The 20214-nt window shown below is 38.4% G+C and carries 18 protein-coding genes; 12 read left to right on the top strand and 6 right to left on the bottom strand.

Going from position 1 to position 20214, the window contains the following annotated elements:
* The first annotated feature begins 36 nt into the window (after positions 1-36).
* From licT to BLP50_RS01920, 4 genes are all read left to right on the top strand, one after another.
* Positions 37-864: a BglG family transcription antiterminator LicT gene (gene licT, locus BLP50_RS01905; RefSeq protein ID WP_090150132.1), complete on the top strand. Its 828-nt coding sequence runs from the start codon at positions 37-39 to the stop codon at positions 862-864.
* Between the two features lie 154 nt (positions 865-1018).
* Positions 1019-2893 (top strand): beta-glucoside-specific PTS transporter subunit IIABC, encoded by a 1875-nt coding sequence (locus tag BLP50_RS01910; protein ID WP_090150135.1) that lies wholly within the window; start codon positions 1019-1021, stop codon positions 2891-2893.
* Between the two features lie 53 nt (positions 2894-2946).
* The gene (locus BLP50_RS01915) at positions 2947-4383 is read left to right on the top strand and encodes a glycoside hydrolase family 1 protein (RefSeq protein WP_090150138.1); all 1437 of its coding nucleotides are present in this window, start codon (positions 2947-2949) and stop codon (positions 4381-4383) included.
* A gap of 229 nt (positions 4384-4612) precedes the next feature.
* Positions 4613-5800: a right-handed parallel beta-helix repeat-containing protein gene (locus tag BLP50_RS01920; protein WP_090150141.1), complete on the top strand. Its 1188-nt coding sequence runs from the start codon at positions 4613-4615 to the stop codon at positions 5798-5800.
* A gap of 69 nt (positions 5801-5869) precedes the next feature.
* Here the strand turns inward: BLP50_RS01920 and BLP50_RS01925 are convergent, their stop codons facing one another.
* Positions 5870-6952 carry a PTS sugar transporter subunit IIC gene (locus tag BLP50_RS01925; RefSeq protein WP_090150143.1) on the bottom strand — a complete coding sequence of 361 codons (1083 nt, stop codon included), beginning with the start codon at positions 6950-6952 and terminating at the stop codon, positions 5870-5872.
* A gap of 202 nt (positions 6953-7154) precedes the next feature.
* Here BLP50_RS01925 and BLP50_RS01930 point away from each other — a divergent pair, with 202 nt between their 5' ends.
* From BLP50_RS01930 to BLP50_RS01950, 5 genes are all read left to right on the top strand, one after another.
* Positions 7155-7415 carry a hypothetical protein gene (locus BLP50_RS01930; protein ID WP_090150146.1) on the top strand — a complete coding sequence of 87 codons (261 nt, stop codon included), beginning with the start codon at positions 7155-7157 and terminating at the stop codon, positions 7413-7415.
* A 137-nt stretch (positions 7416-7552) separates the two neighbouring features.
* Positions 7553-9268 (top strand): methyl-accepting chemotaxis protein, encoded by a 1716-nt coding sequence (locus tag BLP50_RS01935; protein WP_090150149.1) that lies wholly within the window; start codon positions 7553-7555, stop codon positions 9266-9268.
* Positions 9269-9372: 104 nt separating this feature from the next.
* Positions 9373-10239, top strand: a complete 867-nt coding sequence (locus BLP50_RS01940) for an NAD(P)/FAD-dependent oxidoreductase (protein WP_090150151.1) — start codon at positions 9373-9375, stop codon at positions 10237-10239.
* A 6-nt stretch (positions 10240-10245) separates the two neighbouring features.
* Entirely contained in the window at positions 10246-10605 is a 360-nt protein-coding gene (gene trxA, locus BLP50_RS01945; protein WP_330386039.1) for a thioredoxin, read from the top strand.
* A gap of 16 nt (positions 10606-10621) precedes the next feature.
* Positions 10622-11065 (top strand): MarR family winged helix-turn-helix transcriptional regulator, encoded by a 444-nt coding sequence (locus BLP50_RS01950; protein WP_090150157.1) that lies wholly within the window; start codon positions 10622-10624, stop codon positions 11063-11065.
* On the opposite strand, the gene BLP50_RS01955 is transcribed toward BLP50_RS01950, so the two are convergent.
* Complete coding sequence (locus BLP50_RS01955) at positions 11062-12240, bottom strand: hypothetical protein (protein WP_090150161.1); 1179 nt, start codon at positions 12238-12240, stop codon at positions 11062-11064. The two genes, BLP50_RS01950 and BLP50_RS01955, sit on opposite strands and share 4 nt — an antisense overlap.
* Positions 12241-12250: 10 nt before the next feature.
* Positions 12251-13198: a hypothetical protein gene (locus tag BLP50_RS01960; RefSeq protein WP_090150164.1), complete on the bottom strand. Its 948-nt coding sequence runs from the start codon at positions 13196-13198 to the stop codon at positions 12251-12253.
* A 208-nt stretch (positions 13199-13406) separates the two neighbouring features.
* Here BLP50_RS01960 and BLP50_RS01965 point away from each other — a divergent pair, with 208 nt between their 5' ends.
* Positions 13407-15746: a hybrid sensor histidine kinase/response regulator gene (locus BLP50_RS01965; RefSeq protein WP_090150169.1), complete on the top strand. Its 2340-nt coding sequence runs from the start codon at positions 13407-13409 to the stop codon at positions 15744-15746.
* A gap of 59 nt (positions 15747-15805) precedes the next feature.
* The gene (locus tag BLP50_RS01970; RefSeq protein WP_090150171.1) at positions 15806-16048 is read left to right on the top strand and encodes a hypothetical protein; all 243 of its coding nucleotides are present in this window, start codon (positions 15806-15808) and stop codon (positions 16046-16048) included.
* Between the two features lie 141 nt (positions 16049-16189).
* Here BLP50_RS01970 and BLP50_RS01975 read toward each other — a convergent pair whose 3' ends face one another.
* Complete coding sequence (locus BLP50_RS01975) at positions 16190-16645, bottom strand: acyl-CoA thioesterase (RefSeq protein WP_090150174.1); 456 nt, start codon at positions 16643-16645, stop codon at positions 16190-16192.
* Positions 16646-16937: 292 nt separating this feature from the next.
* Between BLP50_RS01975 and BLP50_RS01980 the strand changes: the two genes are divergently transcribed.
* A complete protein-coding gene (locus tag BLP50_RS01980) occupies positions 16938-18278 on the top strand; it encodes a butyryl-CoA:acetate CoA-transferase (protein WP_090150177.1) in 1341 nt (446 codons plus the stop codon).
* A 100-nt stretch (positions 18279-18378) separates the two neighbouring features.
* On the opposite strand, the gene BLP50_RS01985 is transcribed toward BLP50_RS01980, so the two are convergent.
* Positions 18379-19353 (bottom strand): glycoside hydrolase family 43 protein, encoded by a 975-nt coding sequence (locus BLP50_RS01985; protein ID WP_090150180.1) that lies wholly within the window; start codon positions 19351-19353, stop codon positions 18379-18381.
* A gap of 20 nt (positions 19354-19373) precedes the next feature.
* Positions 19374-20204, bottom strand: a complete 831-nt coding sequence (locus BLP50_RS01990) for a carbohydrate ABC transporter permease (protein WP_090150183.1) — start codon at positions 20202-20204, stop codon at positions 19374-19376.
* Between the last annotated feature and the right edge of the window lie 10 nt (positions 20205-20214).

Raw genomic sequence — 20214 nt, forward strand, 5'->3', positions numbered from 1 at the left:
TTATTTTAAGGGAAATTTTTAAAGAGAATCACTAGAATGAAGATTAAAAAGATTTTAAATAATAATGCAGCCTTGGCCTTAGATGACAAGGGGAACGAGATAGTTTATACAGGATGCGGCCTATGTTTTCAGAAGAAAATAGGTGATGAGATAGATGAAGGTAAAATAGAAAAGACTTTTGTCATGGAAAAGCCTAACGAACAGTTCAAGCAGCTTGTTTCAGAGATGCCTTATGAACAGATTCAGGTGGCAGATGAAATCATCAAATACGCTGGTGACATGCTTAATAAGCGTCTTTGCAATAATATTTATATCACTCTTACTGACCATTTAGGATATGCAATAGAACGTGCAAAGACGGGTACTGTTTTAAGAAACAAGCTCCTTTGGGAAATTAAGAATTTCTACAAGACAGAGTACAGCATTGGATGCCATGCTCTTGATATGATAAAGGAAAAGCTTGGTGTTACACTTCCTGATGATGAGGCAGGGTTCTTTGCCCTTCATATCGTAAATGCGGAGCTTGATGGCAACATGCATCACACTCTTGAGACATCAGAGGTGATTAGCGACATAGTTAGTATTGTAAAATACACATTCAATACTACACTTGATGAGAATACGTTATCATACGAGAGATTCATCACTCATTTGAAATACTTCTTACAGCGTGCTGAGAAGAGAGAGTATTATCCAGCTGATAATGTAGACATGTTTAACATGATGATTAAAAAGTTTCCTGAGGCTTACAAATGTGCAATACGCATTAAAAGCTATATGGAATCCAAATTTCCAGAAGAAATTACCGACGAGGAAATGCTTTATTTGGTAGTGCATATTTCTCGAATTACAGATAGAAAATAAATAATGGATAGTTACGGCGTGAGAGCCGGCTAAACCTGTACGAATATATAGAGTAGTTCTATGTCTTTGTGCAGGTTTTTTATTTGAATTTTACAGATCAGTGCGCAGGATCTGGAAAAGATAAAAATTGTTATTTAAAAGAGAGGGTTAAAAAATGGCAAGCAAATATGATGGACTAGCTCGCATTATCATTCAAAATGTAGGCGGAAAAGACAACATCACAAGCATTACACATTGTATTACAAGACTTAGATTTAAACTTAAGGACGAGAGCAAGGCAAATACAGATATCCTTAAGGACACAGACGGAATCGTTACAGTAATCCAGTCTGGCGGACAGTATATGGTAGTTATTGGAAATCACGTACCTCAGGTATTTGATGCAGTAATAAGCGTAGGTCATCTTGAGAATAAATCAGCTCTTGCAGCTGGTGAATCAGATGATGGACCAAAGGAAAAGCAAAATCCCTTTAATGCTTTCATTAGCATTGTAACAAGTGTGTTTACACCTTTCCTTGGCGTTCTTTCTGCATGTGGTATCTTAAAGGGTGTTCTTGCACTTCTTTCTGCAGTGGGTGTTTTAGCAGGAGATAGCAGTACTTATAATTTGCTCTACGCATTAGGCGATGCAGCATTCTATTTCCTTCCACCAATCCTTGGAGTTACAGCTGCTAAGAAGTTTAAGCTTCCAGAGCTTGAGGGATTAGTACTTGGTCTTGCACTTGTATATCCTTACCTTACAGATGGTGCACATGAAATATCTCATTTATTCGGTATTCCTGTAACAATGCCACCATCAGGTAACTATACATCATCAGTTATTCCAATCATTGCAGCAGTAGCTTTTGCTGGATGGTTTGAGAACAAAGTAGTAAAGAAAATTGTTCCAGATACAATAAAGCTTTTCGCTGTTCCACTTTTGACAGTAACTATTACATACTGCTTAACACTTTTCATCATTGGACCAGTTGCAAGTGGTATTGCAAATGTTCTTGGACTTTTCTTCAACACACTTAATGAAATTAGCCCAATTATCATGGGAGCAATCGTAGGATTCTTCTGGCAGATACTTGTTATTTTTGGACTTCATTGGTCACTTGTACCAATCTCACTTTCAAACATGGCTACTACAGGTCAGGATGTTATCCTTGTAGCTATGCTTGGTACAACATTTGCACAGACAGGTGCTTGTATCGGTATTTACCTTAAGACTAGAGATAAGAAGCTTAAGGGACTTGCTCCAGCTGCAATCGTTTCAGGTATGGCTGGTGTTACTGAGCCTGCTATTTATGGTCTTACACTTCCAAAGAAGGCTCCATTCTTTAGAACATGCGTTATCTCAGGTATCGCAGGCGCAGCTCTTTGCACATTAGGCGTAAAGGCTTATCAGTCAGCAGGTATGGGTATTTTCGCATATCCTGCATATGTAAATTCACAGACTAAAGATACATCAGGTATGATTATTGCAATTGTAATTTCACTTCTTTGCTTAGTAGTTGGATGTATTTTAGAGCTTTTATTCTACAAGAATGAATCAAAGGATTCTTCTAAGTCGCTTGAGGCTTCAGCTACAACAAACGGTGAAGTTCTTGTAGCTCCAGTTAAGGGAGAGGTAAAGCCTTTAACAGAAATTGCTGATAAGGTATTTTCATCAGAGGCAATGGGTAAAGGTGTTGCTATTATTCCAGAAGAGGGCAAGGTATATGCGCCAGCTGATGGTACTATCTCAGCATTCTTTAATACAGGTCATGCTATTGGACTTACAACAGTAAACGGTGCACAGGTTATCATCCATGTTGGTATGGATACAGTTCAGCTTGAGGGCAAAGGCTTTGAGCCAAAGGTAAAACAGGGCGATGTAGTTAAGAAGGGTGATTTGCTTCTTGAGTTTGATATGGATTTCATTAAGGAAGCTGGCTACTCAGTAGAGACACCTATTGTTATTACAAATTCAGATGCATACGCAGATATAATTCCTACTGATGCAAAGACAGTTGTTAATGGAAATGATTTGATTACATTGTTATAAATAATCATTTATAATATGCATATAAAGAAATAAGTTAGAAAGAGAGGCACATAATGGGAACATTTAGAGAAGATTTCTTATGGGGAGGCGCTGTAGCCGCTAATCAATTTGAAGGGGCATGGAATGTGGATGGTAAAGGCGCATCTGTTTCAGATATGTGTACAAATGGCAGTCACACAGTTCCAAAGAGACTTACAACAAAAATAGAGGAGGGAACTCTATATCCTTCACATGAGGCTATTGATTTCTATCATCACTATGAGGAAGATATTGCCCTTTTTGCAGAGATGGGATTCAAGGTATTTAGAACATCAATCAACTGGACAAGAATTTTCCCTACAGGAATGGAAAGTGAGCCAAATGAAGCAGGACTTGCATTTTACGACAAGGTATTTGATTGTTGTAAGAAACATGGAATTGAGCCACTTGTTACAATTTCTCATTATGAGCTTCCTTATGCACTTGTTGAGAAATACAATGGTTGGGAAGGCAGAGAGCTAATTGAGTATTTCATGAATTATTGCAAGGCAATCTTTGCAAGATATGAGGGCAAGGTAAAGTACTGGCTTACATTTAATGAAATCAATGCAGGTACAATGCCACTGGGAGCTGTGCTTTCAACTGGTACAGTAAAGGGATACTCAGGTCCTGTTAATGAAGTTCCAGACAAGCCACAGGAGAGATTCCAGGCTCTTCATCATCAGTTTTTAGCATCTGCTCTTGCTGTAAAATATGCTCATGACAATTATCCAGAGTACAAATTAGGAAATATGATTTGTTTTGTTACTTCATATCCAGCTACATGTAATCCAGCTGATATTATTGCAAATCAGGAGCATATGAGAGAGGTTAACTGGTATTGTTCAGATGTGCAGGTACGTGGTGAGTATCCAGCATATGCTAAGAGCATTTGGGATAAGCATGGCATCACAATTAAGATGGAGCCAGGAGATGACAAGATTCTTAAGGAAGGTGCAGTGGACTTCTATACATTCAGCTACTACATGTCAAATATAATCAGTAGTGATCCTAAAGCTGATAAGGGAGATGGCAATCTTATTGCCGGAGGAAGAAATCCATATCTTGAGGCTTCAGATTGGGGATGGCAGATTGACCCACAGGGCCTTAGATATACTCTCAATGAAATCTATGACAGATACAGAATTCCTCTTATGGTTGTTGAAAATGGACTTGGCGCTAGAGACGAAATCGAAGCTGATGGTTCAATAAATGATGACTATAGAATCGACTATTTGAGAAAGCACATCTCAGAGATGAGAGAGGCTGTTAAGGATGGCGTTGACTTGCTTGGTTACACTCCATGGGGATGCATCGATTTAGTTAGTGCATCAACAGGCGAGATGGCTAAGCGCTATGGTTTCATCTATGTTGAGAAATACGATGATGGAACAGGTACACTTGCTCGTAGAAAGAAAAAGTCATTTGACTGGTACAAGCAGGTTATTGCCAGCAACGGAGAAGATTTATAATAATTTTGTAATAAATCCCCTAAAGCTAACTAGTTTTAGGGGACTTTTTTTGCATAATAGGAAATTTACATTACTGAGTTTTTATAGGAAAACTCTAATTTGTAAATATATTTCAAAAATATTACATTTATTGCAATAAACACTTCACAATTAAAAAGAGATGTGTTATTATTTTACATGTACTGATCAGTTACACTAGATTTTGAGACAAAACGAAAGGAATTTGCTAATGCACAACAGAAGTAAGATTTTTGCTTCACTCTTTCTCACTGCAGTATTAGCTTTAGGCTGTGCCCCTAGCAACCAAAAAGTGAAAGCTGCGACAAATAAAATAGTCGTAGGGGCTGATGCACCTACAATTTCAGATGCTATTGATATGGCTGTTTCTGGCGATACTATCGTCGTTCCTGCAGGAAATTATATCGAGCAGCTATATATTGAAACTGATGGAATATCGATTATCGGCGAAGACGGAGCTATCCTAGATGGCTCAACAATAACCCCTAACTCACGCGAAAGCTCGATGATTTGTGTTAATGCTTCAGATGTTTCAATTAGCAATCTGGAAATCAAAGAATTTAAGCTTGATGGACCATCCACATCAATTGTGCCAATAGGAATTGAGGTTGATGGTGGTTCAAGCAACATAACCATTTCTCATTGCAAGATTCACGATATGGGTTGCATTTATAAGAGCGATTCAGATGCCTATAATGCACATGGGATTCTTGTTTCGGCTCCTGTAGATGAACCTATAGATGGGATTACTATTGATGGATGTGAGTTATATAACTTAAGTCTTGGAAATAGTGAATCTCTTGCTATAAACGGTAATGTTTCTAATTTTATAGTTTCAAACAATTATATTCATAATTGCGATAACATTGGCATAGATGCTATTGGCTATGAGCAATCAGAGGAATATGATGAGGCTGATAGAGCGCGAAATGGTGAGATAGTATCCAATATAGTTGAGTACATATCATCAGATCCAGAGGTCAATGTTACCTATGATGACAAATGTGCCGGAGGTATTTATGTTGACGGTGCAAGAGACATTGAAATATACGGAAATAGCGTATCATTCTGTGATATTGGAATAGAGGTGGCTAGTGAGCATGTTGGTACATTCGTAACAGGTATCAATGTGCATGACAATGAGTTGAAAAATAACAATGCGTTTGCCGGAATAAGTTTCGGCGGTTATGATGTATCAAACACGGGGAGTGCGACAAGTTGCGCATTCAAAAATAATATTATAACAAACACCGCAGGAGCTTGTTTCAAAGTGCAATATGCATGCAATTCCTCAAATATTATTTCGGACAACGTATTCGACGCCCAAGGTACAGCTGTTAAGTATCAAGAAATGTACGGCGAGTACAGTGCAGGAAATACGGTTGTAGGAAATAATTAATAAACCTCCCTTATTTTATAACATACAAAAAGTGCTGCCTCGGCAGCACTTTTTTAGTTCTCATATATTCTATCCTAACTTCATGTCGCCAGGTTTTACCCAGCCTAATTTGCTTGCAAATCTATTGAAGAGAGGACAAAGTATTGCTGGAGCAATAAAGCAGATAATGACAAGTCCAGCCCAATCCATTCCAGTGATAGCTGATTTAGAACCAGCAGCTATATCATTAACCCAACCGGTGTAAACACCAATTTGTCCTACAAGTCCACAAGTGCCCATTCCAGAGGCAACAGGGGTTCCATTCATTTCCATTTTAAATACACATGTAGCAAGAGGGCCTGTAATAGCAGAGCAAAGAATAGGTGCAATCCATATTCTAGGGTTTTTAATAATATTTCCCATTTGAAGCATTGAGGTACCTATGCCCTGAGAAATAAGACCACCCCATTTATTCTCCTTAAAACTCATTACAGCAAAACCTACCATCTGTGCACAACATCCGGCAACAGCTGCGCCACCAGCAAGACCTGTAAGGGAAAGAGCGGCACAAATAGCAGCTGATGATATTGGAAGTGTGAGAGCGATTCCCACAATAACAGAAACCAGTATTCCCATGATAAATGGCTGTTTTGTTGTAGCCCACATTACAAGGTCGCCTACATAATTGGCAGCTTTACCAAGAGCTGGCGCCCACCATGCAGAAAGGGCAATACCAATACCGATTGTAACAAGTGGTGTTACAAGAATATCGATTTTAGTTTCCTTTGAAACGGCTTTACCAGCTTCGGCTGAGATGATTGCGACAAATAAAACAGCCAGAGGACCGCCTGCTCCACCTAGGGCATTAGAGGCAAAACCTACTGTTATTAATGAAAATAGCACAAGTGGAGGTGCCTGAAGTGCATAGCCGATAGCAATTGCCATTGCAGGTCCACTCATAGCCATAGCAAGACCGCCCACTGTATAATCAACACCTGCTACGGTAGCAACTGGCTCTATTAGAAATCCAATACCGAGCTGTCCGCCTATAGTATTAATGATGGTTCCGATTAGAAGGGAACAAAAAAGACCTTGGGCCATAGCTCCTAAAGCATCGATTAAGTAACGCTTTACGGAAATTTCAATATTTTTTCTTTTTAAAAATGATTTCATTATTTTTCTCCTATATTTTTGTATAACAATTTTGATTTTATATTATTCGACAGTTAGGCGCAAATATATTTAAAATGTCAGAAAATAGAGGGAGAAATGGCTTTAAAAAATTACAGGTGACAGAAATCCTGCGAGGTGTTATAATAAATGCAAATATTGTGTCAATGATATTTTCTATAACAGGACGATTGGAGAGAGGGGTATGACAATTAAATCTGGCATCAATGCAGCCCAGTATCAGGAGAGTCTCAAGCAAATGAAGACTACAGAGGCTAAGCAGGCAAAAGAAAGTAGGAAACTTACTACAAGTAAACAAGTAAAGGCAGAGACTAAGGAAAAAACTACATCCGACAGTTTAAAAAAGCCTATAAAAGAAGCTGGTAGGTTAAATACTAACAGCAATAGTATTAAAGAAATGGATGCTCTTTCAGCTATGTCAGAGCTGGAAAACTTTGATATCTAATAGAACATTAAATGCTCTCGAATATATGAGATTCGGGAGCTTTTTTGTGCACATCTTTTTTTCACGAAAATTACATATATGACGTTTAAAATAAACCTACTAGTGGTTTCTAAAAGAATTTTAGAAGGAGATTGATTATGGCTGACAAAAAAGTAAAAAGAGGAAGACTTACGATTCATTCTATTTATGTAAAGATTTTGGTACTAGTTGTTGGAAGTATTATCGCTTTCATTATTCTTAATCTTGCATATATTATCCCTAGTGCAAAGAAGACTATAAAGACTGTTAACGAGCATAACATGCAGGATTTAGCTACTCTTTGCGCAGAGCTAGTTGAACAGGAGATAGATGATGTAGGCGTTGAGAATGTTAATTATGAGGGCTTAAAGCCGATTCTTGAGGGAAGAGGTCTTAATGGATTTGAATCTAGTTACATTTACGTAATCAATGAGGAAGGAACTTTCATATATCATAGGAAGCCAGACAAAATTGATACAAAGGTAGCTAATGCGGCTATCAATGAGTTGATTACGCAGATACCATCAGGTAATTATGTAAGCGCTGATATTAGCCATTACACTGATGAAAATGGTGTAGTTAAATATAGTGCATATCAGGTAATTGATTCCACAGGTTGGGTAACAGTCTGCGTTGCGGATGATACAGAAATGATGGCTGAAATCAACCAGATTAGAAATCTTGGCTTGCTATTTTCTTGCATAGTGGGAGTAGTTATTTTCATTATTGGTATTGTATCAGCTCGTGGAATTACTAATCCTATTGCTATTATTACAGAAATAATAGGAAGAGTAGGCAAGCTTGATTTTACTTCTACAGATGCACTGGAGCAGATTGAACACAAAAAAGATGAGACTGGTATTATGGCTCGTGCCGTTGGAGACATGGAGGTCAGTCTTAGAAATATAGTTGAGAGAATAGCAAACACTTCTGTGGATTTAGAGGGACATGCCCTTAGACTTAAGGATATTACTATGGAAATCGATTCTGCCAATGCAGACAACTCAGCTACATCACAAGAACTTGCTGCTAGCATGGAAGAAACCTCAGCTACAACTGACGTAATTAACGAAAGAACAGCTAGAATTAAGGAAAATGCAGATTCAATTGCCGAGGAAGCTAAGACAGGTGTTGAGGATGCAGACAAGATAAAGGCGAAAGCAAAGGAAGTTTATATCGATACCATTGCAGCTAAGGAAAAGACCGAGAAGATTTACGAAGAGATTAATACAGAAGGTCAGGAAGCCCTTGAAAAATCAAAGGCGGTTACAAAGGTTAATGATCTTGCGATTGCCATCCAGGATATTGCAAGCCAGACTAATCTGCTTGCCCTTAATGCATCTATTGAGGCAGCCCGCGCTGGAGAAGCAGGAAAGGGCTTTGCTGTAGTTGCTACAGAAATCGGTGGACTTGCTACTCAGTCAAGCAATACAGTAGCCGGTATTATGGAAATAGTTGCAGAGGTTCAGTCATCTGTTAATTCAATGAACGCTTGTCTTACAAGGACACTTAGCTACATTGAAAATGATATTGCACAAGATTACACTAACTTCCTTAAGATGGCGGATGATTATAAGCTTGATGCAGAAAATTTCTCAGATATTATGTCTAATATTTCTGATAAGATTGATGAGCTTCAGGAATCAACAACTGAGATTTCTCAGTCTGTAGAGGAAATCTCACGAACTGTTGGTGAGGCCGCAGCCGCTGTTACAACAGTAGCTGAGAAGGCAACAGATGTTGCAAACTTATCAGATGGTGTAGTAAAGGTAGTAGGAGAGACAGAGGTAAACTCTGATGAACTGAGAGATATCAAGGATTCTTTCACAATTTAAAAAAATAAAAAACACTGTTGACAAATGCAATTAGATTGTGTACAATTCAATCATAAGATTTGATTGTGCACAATCTTTTGCTTGTTCAGAGTGGAGGTTATCAAATGGAAAGATATGATATCGCTGTTATTGGTACAGGCCCTGCAGGATTAGAGGCAGCCATTACAGCCAAAGTTAGAAATAAATCCGTACTCCTGCTTGGAAGCAAGGGTTCATCAGATAAGGTGGCTAAGGCCCATACAATTCAAAATTATTTAGGATTGCCTGAGGTATCAGGAGATAAGATGGCACAGGCATTTTTAGATCATGCCCAGGGAATGGGCGTTACTATTACAGAGGATAAAGTTAACGCAGTATATTCCATGGGACAGTATTTTGCTATTCAATGTCACGGTGGCGATTATGAGGCGAGCTCAGTTATTATCGCAGCTGGTATGACTGCTATGAAGCCATTTCCAGGTGAAATGGAAAACTTAGGAAGAGGTGTCAGCTATTGCGCAACTTGCGATGCTGCTTTATATAAAGGACGTACAGCAATCATTCTTGCTTATGGCAAGGAGGACGAGGAAGAGGCAGAGTTCTTGGCAGAGCGGGCTGAGAACGTTACATATATTCCTCAGTACGAGTACGATGGTAAGCTTGGTGGCAATATCATAGTTAAAAAGGATATTAAGCCAGTTTCTATAGAGCAGGTAGCTGATGGAATGCAGCTTACAGCAGAGGATGGCACATTTGTGGCCGATGGAATATTTATTCTTAGACAGCAGATTGCACCATCTCAGCTTGTACCAGGACTTGCTATGGATGGCAATCACGTTCAGGTTGATCGTCAGATGGCTACTAATATTCCGGGATTATTTGCAGCTGGAGATATTACAGGTACACCATATCAGTATATTAAGGCAGCTGGAGAGGGAAATGTTGCAGCACTTTCAGCAGTTTCTTATCTTAATAGCCTTAAAAATAAATAACAAAAAATGATTAATAGACAACAAAATTTGATTAATTTTGAAAGGAGTTATACAATGGTAAAGAAGATTACTACAGCAGAATTTAATTCAATGGATAAGTCAGGAGTTTCAGTTTTAGATTTCAATGCTACATGGTGTGGACCATGCAAGATGCTTGCTCCAGTTCTTGAGGAAGTATCTGAGGAGATGGCTGGACAGGCTAATTTCTACAGCATAGATACAGATGAGAATCCAGACTTGGCTAGAGAGTACGGAATCATGAATATTCCAGCACTTGTTGTATTAAAGGATGGACAGAAGGTAGACATGAATGTAGGTTTCGCTCCTAAGGATGCACTTAAGGAATTTGTGTCTAAAAATATATAATCAGAGGTGACTAAGAATGGGCGACAAATTTGATTGCTTAAGAATTTCAAATCAGCTATGCTTTCCACTTTATGCATGCTCAAAGGAGATAGTTAAAAGATACAAGCCATATCTTGATCCCCTTGATCTTACATACACACAGTACATTACTATGATGGTTGTTTGGGAAGAAAAGGAAATCACTGTTAAGGCTCTTGGTGACAAGCTGTTTTTGGACTCAGGTACACTTACACCAGTTCTTAAAAAGCTTGAGCAGAAGGGATATGTTAAGCGTGTCCGTTCAAAGGATGATGAGAGAAATCTGATAATTACTTTGACCAAAGAAGGCGAGGGATTAAAAAAGCAGGCATCAGAGATACCTGCTAAGATGGGTCAGTGTGTTAAGCTTTCTTCAGAAGAGAGTGCACAGCTTTACAATCTCCTCTACAAAGTATTAGGCTGCATGGAGCCAGAGGCTTAGAAATCAAATAAATCGACGTTTTTACGAGCTTGTTCAATGACATCGTCTACAAAAGAGGCGGTGTCATTTTTTATTGTATCCCAATCGATAACTTCAATATTTGAAAAATCAACTCCTGCATTTTCAAATACATCACCCATATTTTCGTCTTTTGAAATGCGTCCCTTTACATATCCTTCTGCAAGGATCTCATTATTTTTCTTAACCTGAATGTCTGAAAGCTCCAGCTTGAATCCTTCTTCTGTATAGTTGAGATATCCATTGCTGTCAATGCTGAAAATATTGCCACCAGAAGTGCTGTAGGTAATATTGTTGATATATGCATTAGTGTAGTTGTTTGTTCCGTCACGCTTGATAGTGCATGTAAATGATTCATCATCTGGAAGAGGTGCATAGATTTCCATGCTATTGCAATCATTTCCGTATATAGCAATATAAGCGCCCTCTGTTTTATAAGAAAGGTCAAAGACGACTTTTCTTGTGTGACACCATTTGTCTAGGAAAAGAGAGCATTTAATATCGTGGTCAGGTGCGTCCACACCTAAAAGCTCCCAGATAAAATCACCTTCTCCCTGAGGAATTGTGATTGCATATTCTTTGGCCTTGGTGCCGTCGGTATCTATAAAAAACTGGTCAGTTTCTTTGATATCAATGCTTCTGACGAAATTCCAGATGTTCATTTTGTTTTCGTGGAACCATTCACGGGTAATATCGTAGTTGAGATTTGGCGCCTTAGGGAAAAGGTCGTCATTTGTATCGAATCCATATGATAATCCCCCTAACATAGGAGCTACTAAATAGACAGTATCATCTTTGGCATAGGCATTTAACATACCCACATTTAAAACTAGGACATTAAGGTCTGATTCGCAGGAAAACTTTTTCTGCTCAGGAGAACGCTGACCCTCTATGGAGCCGCTGATAGAGTAAGGGAAGCCCTTTACTTTTTTGATATAGGCTGAGCCTCTGTAGTTAATATCTGAATTGGTGTAGTTTCTGAATAAATCCTTTAAATCTATACCGTAGGCCAAATAATCAGAGCTAGTAAGGGTAGACTCAGAGAAATCAACAATAGATAGCAAGACTCTTATAGATGGATTGAAATCCATCTGAGCCTTGATAAATAAGAAAAATATAAAAATTATAAGTATTAGTATTTGATGCTTTCTTTTCATAACAAGGATATTATAGTAACTCTATTGGAGTATCGGCAATAGACAATGCGATGGCAGTGTCCATCTCCTGAAGGTGTGTTGCAGCCTCCTTGCTAGATAGAGCAATAGAATTTTCTGCGTATTGAACACAAGCCTGGTGGTATTTTTCATTTTCACCAGAATCCTTATAGATCATCATATAGAAGCGTGTGGCTTGCAGCTTAAGATAAAAATCACTAGCCAATGTGCCGTATGATTCAAGACTCTGAGCTACAGCTTCCGCTTTGTCATATTCTTTCATGCTGCAGAATGTCTCTATAATGAGCTTGATGTCCTCTAGATAGTCGTTGATGGTTATATTGGCACCCTTGATTGATGAAACTAATTCCTCGATATGGTCATAGACATATTTATCGTCTCCGATTTTGTGATGATAACTGGCATTAAGCACAGTGAGGCTCAAATCGTGACTGTGTAAATCGTTTTTCTTGGCAATTTCAGAAGCTCGCTTTATATATGTTTCAGCATCGTTAAAGCGATTCATGTGAAGATATGAATATGCTAGGTTGAGGCATGCAGTTAAATAATTTCTAGGAGAATTATCAAACTCCTCACCATGGTCTTCCAAATCTTGAAGAGCCATTCTTCCATAATTAATTGCACTGTCATAGTCCTCGAGAATCATGTAGCGATTGCATATAGTTGTGTAGAATAAATGCTTGGCGCCCTTTATTCCATTTTTATCAAGAAGTGCGAATGCATCCAGACATTTATAGAGCATCTTGGTATCATATCCCATGATTCCATAGGCAACAGCAAGGCCTCTTAGAGCCAAAATATATTGAACAGTATCGCCCAGTTCCTCATATATACTCTTGGCCATATTTAAGTTGTTTATACCCATCTCTATATTATTAGAACGAACAAGGCTCATGCCCTTGTCGTAATATTCTTTTGCTATTTGCTGTGTACTAGCCATATCTGCCTCCTATTCATAAGAAAGTTACCAAATCTTCAATTCCCACTAATTCTTAATTGTAATTATAACATTATTCACGAAAATTATTTCAAATAAATTGTGACTATTTTCGTAATTTGTTGTTTTAAAAACTCTGACAAATTATAATAAATTTAAAGCGATTCTATCGTTTTATGGGGATAAATAATTATAATTTTGGGGATTAAAAATGAAGAGAACTAGTAGTTTTGTTTACGATATTGTTATAGTAGTAGGTGTGGTTGTGTTTCTTTTTATTTGCGGCCTACTATTATTTGGCGAACAGAGTTTGCCTGATGAGAGAAGCTACACACCGCTTGCAATGGACAGTTATAGCGATGGTTGGCAAAGAAGGCTTTCAGATGGGAGCTTGACTGATATTTCTATTCCAGGCCAATATGAGCCAGAAGAAGACAATATTTTTATTATAGAAAAAACTATCGAAGGTATTACAAGAGATAATGCCTACGTTTCTTTTAATACAGCTAAGCAGGATGTTAATGCCTACGTTGGTGAGGAACTGCGATATAGCTATTCTACAAAGGATACTCGGCCATTTGGTAATAATAGTCCGGGTATTGCCACTTTTATTCCACTTTATCCTGAGGACAATGGTCAGGTACTTAGAATTGAATATATAGGAGATAACAATTATTCAGGAGTTATTGGTGAAATTACTATCGGCCCACAAGCCGGTGTATTTCGTATGGTATTTGATGGTGAGAGATATGTATTGCTGCTCACTTTGTTCTTGCTTGTGCTAGGTATAATAGCCTTTATTATCGGTGTTTCAGTAAAGCTTGCTTATAATAAGACATTGCCTTTGTTTTTTGCAGGATGGGTAATAATCTGTGCATCCATATGGTCATTAGCAGAGACCAATTGCAGGCAATTTTTTGTGCCGAATTATTCTCTTTTATCATATATGACATACCTTAGTCTTATTATGCTTTCCTTTACAATGGCTCTTTATTTTGACCGTTTGCAGGAAGGTCGCTACAGAATGTTTTATATGATTTTAGGTGTACTTGATATGTTTGTAGCGGCTATTGGTTTGTTCTTACAGTTTTTCAATAACACAGATTTAAGCGGAATACTTCCATTTGCATTTATATCCCTTGTACTGACAATGGTTGGATACATTATTACCGTAATCCCGGATGTTATTCAGGGCAGAGTTAAGGAATACATAATGGAGTTTATCGGTATATTAGGCGCGATGGTAGCGGGGCTTATACAGATATATGTTTACATGATAGATAAGCCTATGACTATGAATGGAATGATTCTATTGTTGGGATTATTGTTCTTGATTGTCATGTCTTACCTTAGAGCTCTTAGAGATATTAGACGAATGGAGAGAGATATATTTGCAGCTGTACAGGCTCAAGCTGCAAGCACGGCTTTTCTTACAAGAATGTCTCATGAAATGCGTACGCCAATCAATGCAATACTGGGTATGAATAAGATGATATTGAGGGAAAGCAAGGAGGAGAAAATTCTTGATTATGCAAGGGATGTTAATGGGGCAGGCAATTATTTGCTTGGAATAGTTAATGAGGTCCTTGATTTAGCAAAAGTTAATGCAGGTAAGATTGAGATTGTGCCTGAAGATTACGACCTTTTAGATATGGTTAGAGAATGTTATTCGTTGGTTAGACCAAGGGCAAAGGCCAATCGACTTTCATTTGAAGTGGATATGAGTGATGTGCTTCCAGCAAAACTTAGAGGTGACAAGGAACGGATTATTCAGGTTATTACTAATCTATTGACTAACGCTGTGAAATACACTCCATCAGGTAGAATCACTCTTTCTATTCAAGGTAAGATTTCTGGCGGGCGCCTTATGCTTATTATTATAGTAAGCGATACGGGTATTGGTATTTCAAAGGAAAGCATTCCTTATCTATTTGATTCATTTAATAGAGTTGGAGAATTCCAAAACTATAAAATTGAAGGAACTGGGTTGGGACTTACAATTACTAAACAGCTTATTGATTTGATGGATGGAGAAATATCAGTAGAATCAGAGCCGGGAAAAGGAACCACATTTACAGTGGTTATTCCGCAAGAAATTCGCACAGTAGAGCCTTGTGGTATATTCTCTATGGGACCAAATGGAGATAGGCGAGTAGCAGACCGCTCTGAGGTTTTTGATGTTATAGGGCGAATTCTTGTGGTTGATGATGTGGCTATCAATCTTAGGGTATTCACAATGCTTTTAAGTAACACAGACATTGTGGTGGATACTGCAATTAGTGGGGCAGAGGCATTAGAGAAGGTAAAGAGAACAAAATATGATTTGATATTCATTGATCATTTGATGCCGGGAATGGATGGCCTGGAACTGAAGGATATAATGAGTAGAATGGATGACAACCTTAATAAAGATACGCCACTTATTATGCAAACCGCAAATGCGATAGTTGGCGCAAAAGAAAAATATGAGGCTATGGGATTTGCCGATTATATTGCAAAACCTATTAAGGAAGAAGAGTTGCGTAAACTATTGCGTGAGTATATGATATAAGAAGGGATTACAAGATATAGTAGTTCCTGTGTTATGACTAATTTGAAAAGGAGATTATCATGGGGTTTAATCCAGCAGATTTATTTAGAGTAAAAAGCGCGGCTGCGAAATTTAATGCCAATCATCCTAAGTTGATTCCATTTTTTGGAGCTGCTAAAAACAAGGCTATGACACCAGGTTCAGTCATCGAGATTTCCATTACAGACCCTAACGGAGAGAGGATAGAGACCAATCTTCGTGTACAGGAATCTGATGTTGAGTTTATCAATCTACTCACCGAAATAGCCGCTAAGAACCAATAAAACCGTAAGGAATACGAAAGTCGTATGGCATACGAAAGCCACCATGTAGCTATCAAGCTCTAAGTGTTGTGTAGGTTCACATGTAGTGAACCGGAACAATATCTTAGGCTTGAGAGCGTAACATGGTGGCTATTATTATTATTATTTAAATTCGAAGAATTTGGTATCCAGCTCTGGGTAGGCACGCTTCATAGAAATCGGCGCACCGGATTTGTTTACAAAGCAGTGGCGGGTCTTAGCCATGGCTCTATCTTCACCAGTAGCTTTATCGTATATACGATAGGCTATTTCCATTTCGTGACCATCGTAAGACAAGAGCTTGGTATCGATTACAATTGTTTCATCGAATTTCACATTGCTTCTATATTCTATTGACTGAGAGATGATAGGAGAGCTGATTTCCATATCAAGCATTTGCTTGAATCCAAGGCCCATCTGCTCCATTAGATGCATTCTAGCATCCTCCAACCAGTTTAGATAATTGGATGGATGAATAACTCCCTGTAAATCTGTTTCATGAAATTTGGTGTGATGCTCAAAAGGGGTAATCTCAAGCTGCCTCTTTGCACCAGCAATTTCAATTTCTTGTTTTGACATTTGCTTTACCTCCTGATGAATACTTCTAAATACATTATATCACTATTATTCTTGATGGAATCCTGTTTCTGACATTATTTAGTTACTATTCACAGATATCAAATTAATTTTTTCTTTCCCGCCAAACTTGTTTGTGGGGGAATGAAATTATTTTTTCATATACGGAGATTAGTGGCTTCACCGTCATGAATAATATTAGACAAGAAAGTCAATTTGAGTTTTTGTTGAAGAGGAGGGCCATAAGTGGTAAAATTCTATTTAATTGATAATTATTTAACGAGCGGAGGTTAGTATGGATTTTCAAGCAGAATACAAAAAGAAATTAACTACAGCAGCTGAGGCTGTTAAAGTTGTTAAGAGTGGAGATTGGGTTGATTACGGCTGGTGTACTGGCACAGCTGATGCCCTTGATAAGGCTCTTGCAGCCCGTACAGATGAGCTTAGAGACGTTAAGGTACGTGGTGGTATCGTTATGAAGCTTCCAGCTATTTTTGAGCGTGAGGATGCTGGTGAGCATTTCACATGGAACTCATGGCACATGGGTGGTATCGAGAGAAAGCTTATCGCTAGAGGTTGCGCATTCTATGCACCTGTTAGATATTCTGAGCTTCCAAGATACTATAGAGAGCATATCGAGCCAAACGATGTTCTTATGATTGTTACAGCTCCTATGGATAATCATGGTTATTTCAACTTCGGTCCTAATGCATCACATCTTATGGCTGTAGTTGAGAACTCTAAGCATGTTATTGTTGAGGTTAATAAGAATATGCCTCGTTGCTTAGGTGGTTTCGAAGAGGGCGTTCACATTTCAAAGGTTGACGCTATTGTTGAGGGTGATAATCCAGCTATCCTTGAGATGGGTGGTGCTACAACTCCTACAGAGGTTGATAAGGCAGTTGCTAAGCTTATTGTTGAAGAGATTCCAAATGGTGCTTGCTTACAGCTTGGTATCGGTGGTATGCCTAATACTGTTGGTGCTATGATTGCTGAGTCAGACCTTAAGGATCTTGGTGTTCATACTGAGATGTATGTAGATGCATTTGTTGATATTGCCCGCGCTGGTAAGATTACTGGTGCTAAGAAGAACATTGATAGATTCCGTCAGACATACGCTTTCGGTGCTGGTACAAAGAAGATGTACGATTACATGGATGAGAATCCAGAGCTTATGAGTGCTCCTGTTGATTACACTAATGATATCCGTCAGATTTCTGCACTTGATAACTTCATTTCAATCAACAATGCAGTAGACGTTGACTTATTTGGTCAGATTAACGCTGAGTCAGCTGGAACAAAGCACATCTCTGGTGCAGGCGGACAGCTTGACTTCGTACTTGGTGCTTACCTTTCTAATGGTGGTAAGAGCTTTGTATGTCTCTCATCTACATTTACAACAAAGGATGGCACTGTAAAGAGCCGTATCCGTCCTACACTTGCTGAGGGTTCTATCGTAACAGATACACGTGCTAACACACATTATCTCGTTACAGAGTACGGTAAGGTTTGCCTCAAGGGTCTTTCTACATGGGAGAGAGCAGAGAAGATTATCTCTATTGCTCACCCAGACTTCAGAGACGAGCTTATTAAGGAAGCAGAGAAGATGAACATCTGGAGACGTTCAAACAAATAAATAGAATTATTTGGAGCTTACCTATTCTAGGTAAGCTCCTTTTTGTATTAGCAATAAAAAGGGCTTGGTCAATTGACCAAGCCCTGGCTTATTATAATGATTAATTGTACTGTGGTGTAATTGTTTGTATTGTTCCATCTGAGTTGTACTTAAGCTCACAGTATTTAACACATCTACGATGGTTGATACCCTTTGAGTATTCACAATCGTGATAGAAGAGATACCATTTGCCATGATACTCAACGATTGAATGATGTGTGGTCCATCCAATTACCGGCTCAAGGATAACTCCTTGATAGGTAAATGGACCGAGAGGGTTATCGCTGGTTGCATAAACGATTTTATGTGTTGTACCAGTGGAATAAGAGAAGTAGTATTTACCATTGTATTTATGCATCCATGGACCTTCGAAATATCGTCTATCCTCATCACCGGAGAGAAGAGGAGAGCCGTTTTCGTCAACAATTTGAATATCTACTGGAAGCTGTTCAAACTCGCTCATGTCGTCTTTCATGATTCCACATTTTGGACATACAGCAGGCTCATTCTTTGGTGGTTCGCCACCTTGTGGATCGAACTTGCCAGTTCTGTATTTCTCAAGCTGACCACCCCAGAGACCGCCAAAGTAGATATATACTTTGCCATCATCATCGATGAATGAGCAAGGATCAATACTGAAGCTGCCTTTTATACAATTAGCTCTAGGAGAAAATGGTCCTTCTGGTTTTGTGCTTTCAGCAATTCCCAGCCTGAAATTGCCATCTTTGTCGCGAGCAGGGAAGAATAAGTAATAAGTGTTATTCTTATAAACTGCATCAGGTGCCCACATTTGCTCGCTTACCCATGGTACTTGATTCTGATGTAATACTTCACCATGGTCAATGACCTCATCGCTTTTGTCATCCATTGACAGAACATGATAATCCTGCATTTGATATTCATCACCGTTGTCGTTGTCTTCGCCATCATGTGGAATATCATGTGAAGGGTAGATGTAGATTCTGTCGTTAAATACATGAGCAGATGGATCTGCTGTAAATATGTCTGTAACTAATGGTGTGTTTTGCTTTTTCATATATTATCTCTCCAAGTTTTTTATCCTTTAACGGCCCCCGCAGTTAAACCATCTACAATCTGGTTAGAGAATGCACAGTAAACTACGATTGTAGGAATGATTGCGATGATGATAGCTGCGAACATCTGAGTATAGTTTGTATTGTATGGTCCTACGAATTTTGAAAGAGAAACAGGAAGTGTTTTCTTTAAATCGTCAGAAATAAATACCATTGCAAGTAAGAGCTCGTTCCAGTTTGCTACGAAAGTCATAAGACCTGTTACGAATAAACCTGTCTTACCAAGAGGTAAGCATACTCCGTAGAAAATCTGGTAGATAGTAGCACCATCGATACATGCGCTTTCAATCAATTCATTTGGAAGACCCTCAAAGAAACCAACCATAATGAAGATTGTTACAGGAAGTGAGCATGTAACGTATGGAAGAATAAGACCAACTAAACTGTTGTTTAAGCCGAAGCTTGAAAAACGAGAGAATAGTGGTATTAAAACGCAGTGTACAGGAATCATCATTCCAAGAAGGAAATAAGTAAGAGAAAGTCTAGCAAATTTCCAACGAAGACGAGCGATACCAAAAGCTGCCATTGATCCAATTAACATACTTAAGATCAATGATATTGTACATACTAAGAATGAATTTAATGTTGCGATACCAAGCTTTCCAGCTGTCCATGCAAATGTAAAGTTAGCAAATGATGGCGACTGTGGAAGCGAGAATGGAGCAACCATAAGTTCATGGTTATTGTCTTTAAAAGCTACAATTAAAACCCAAAGTAATGGAGCAAGGTAAATAACTGCCATTATAATTAGGAATAAATATATAATAATTCGTATTGGTTTAATCTTTCTCATAATATTGAAA

The sequence above is a fragment of the Pseudobutyrivibrio sp. AR14 genome (assembly GCF_900101325.1).
GTDB lineage: Bacteria > Bacillota > Clostridia > Lachnospirales > Lachnospiraceae > Pseudobutyrivibrio.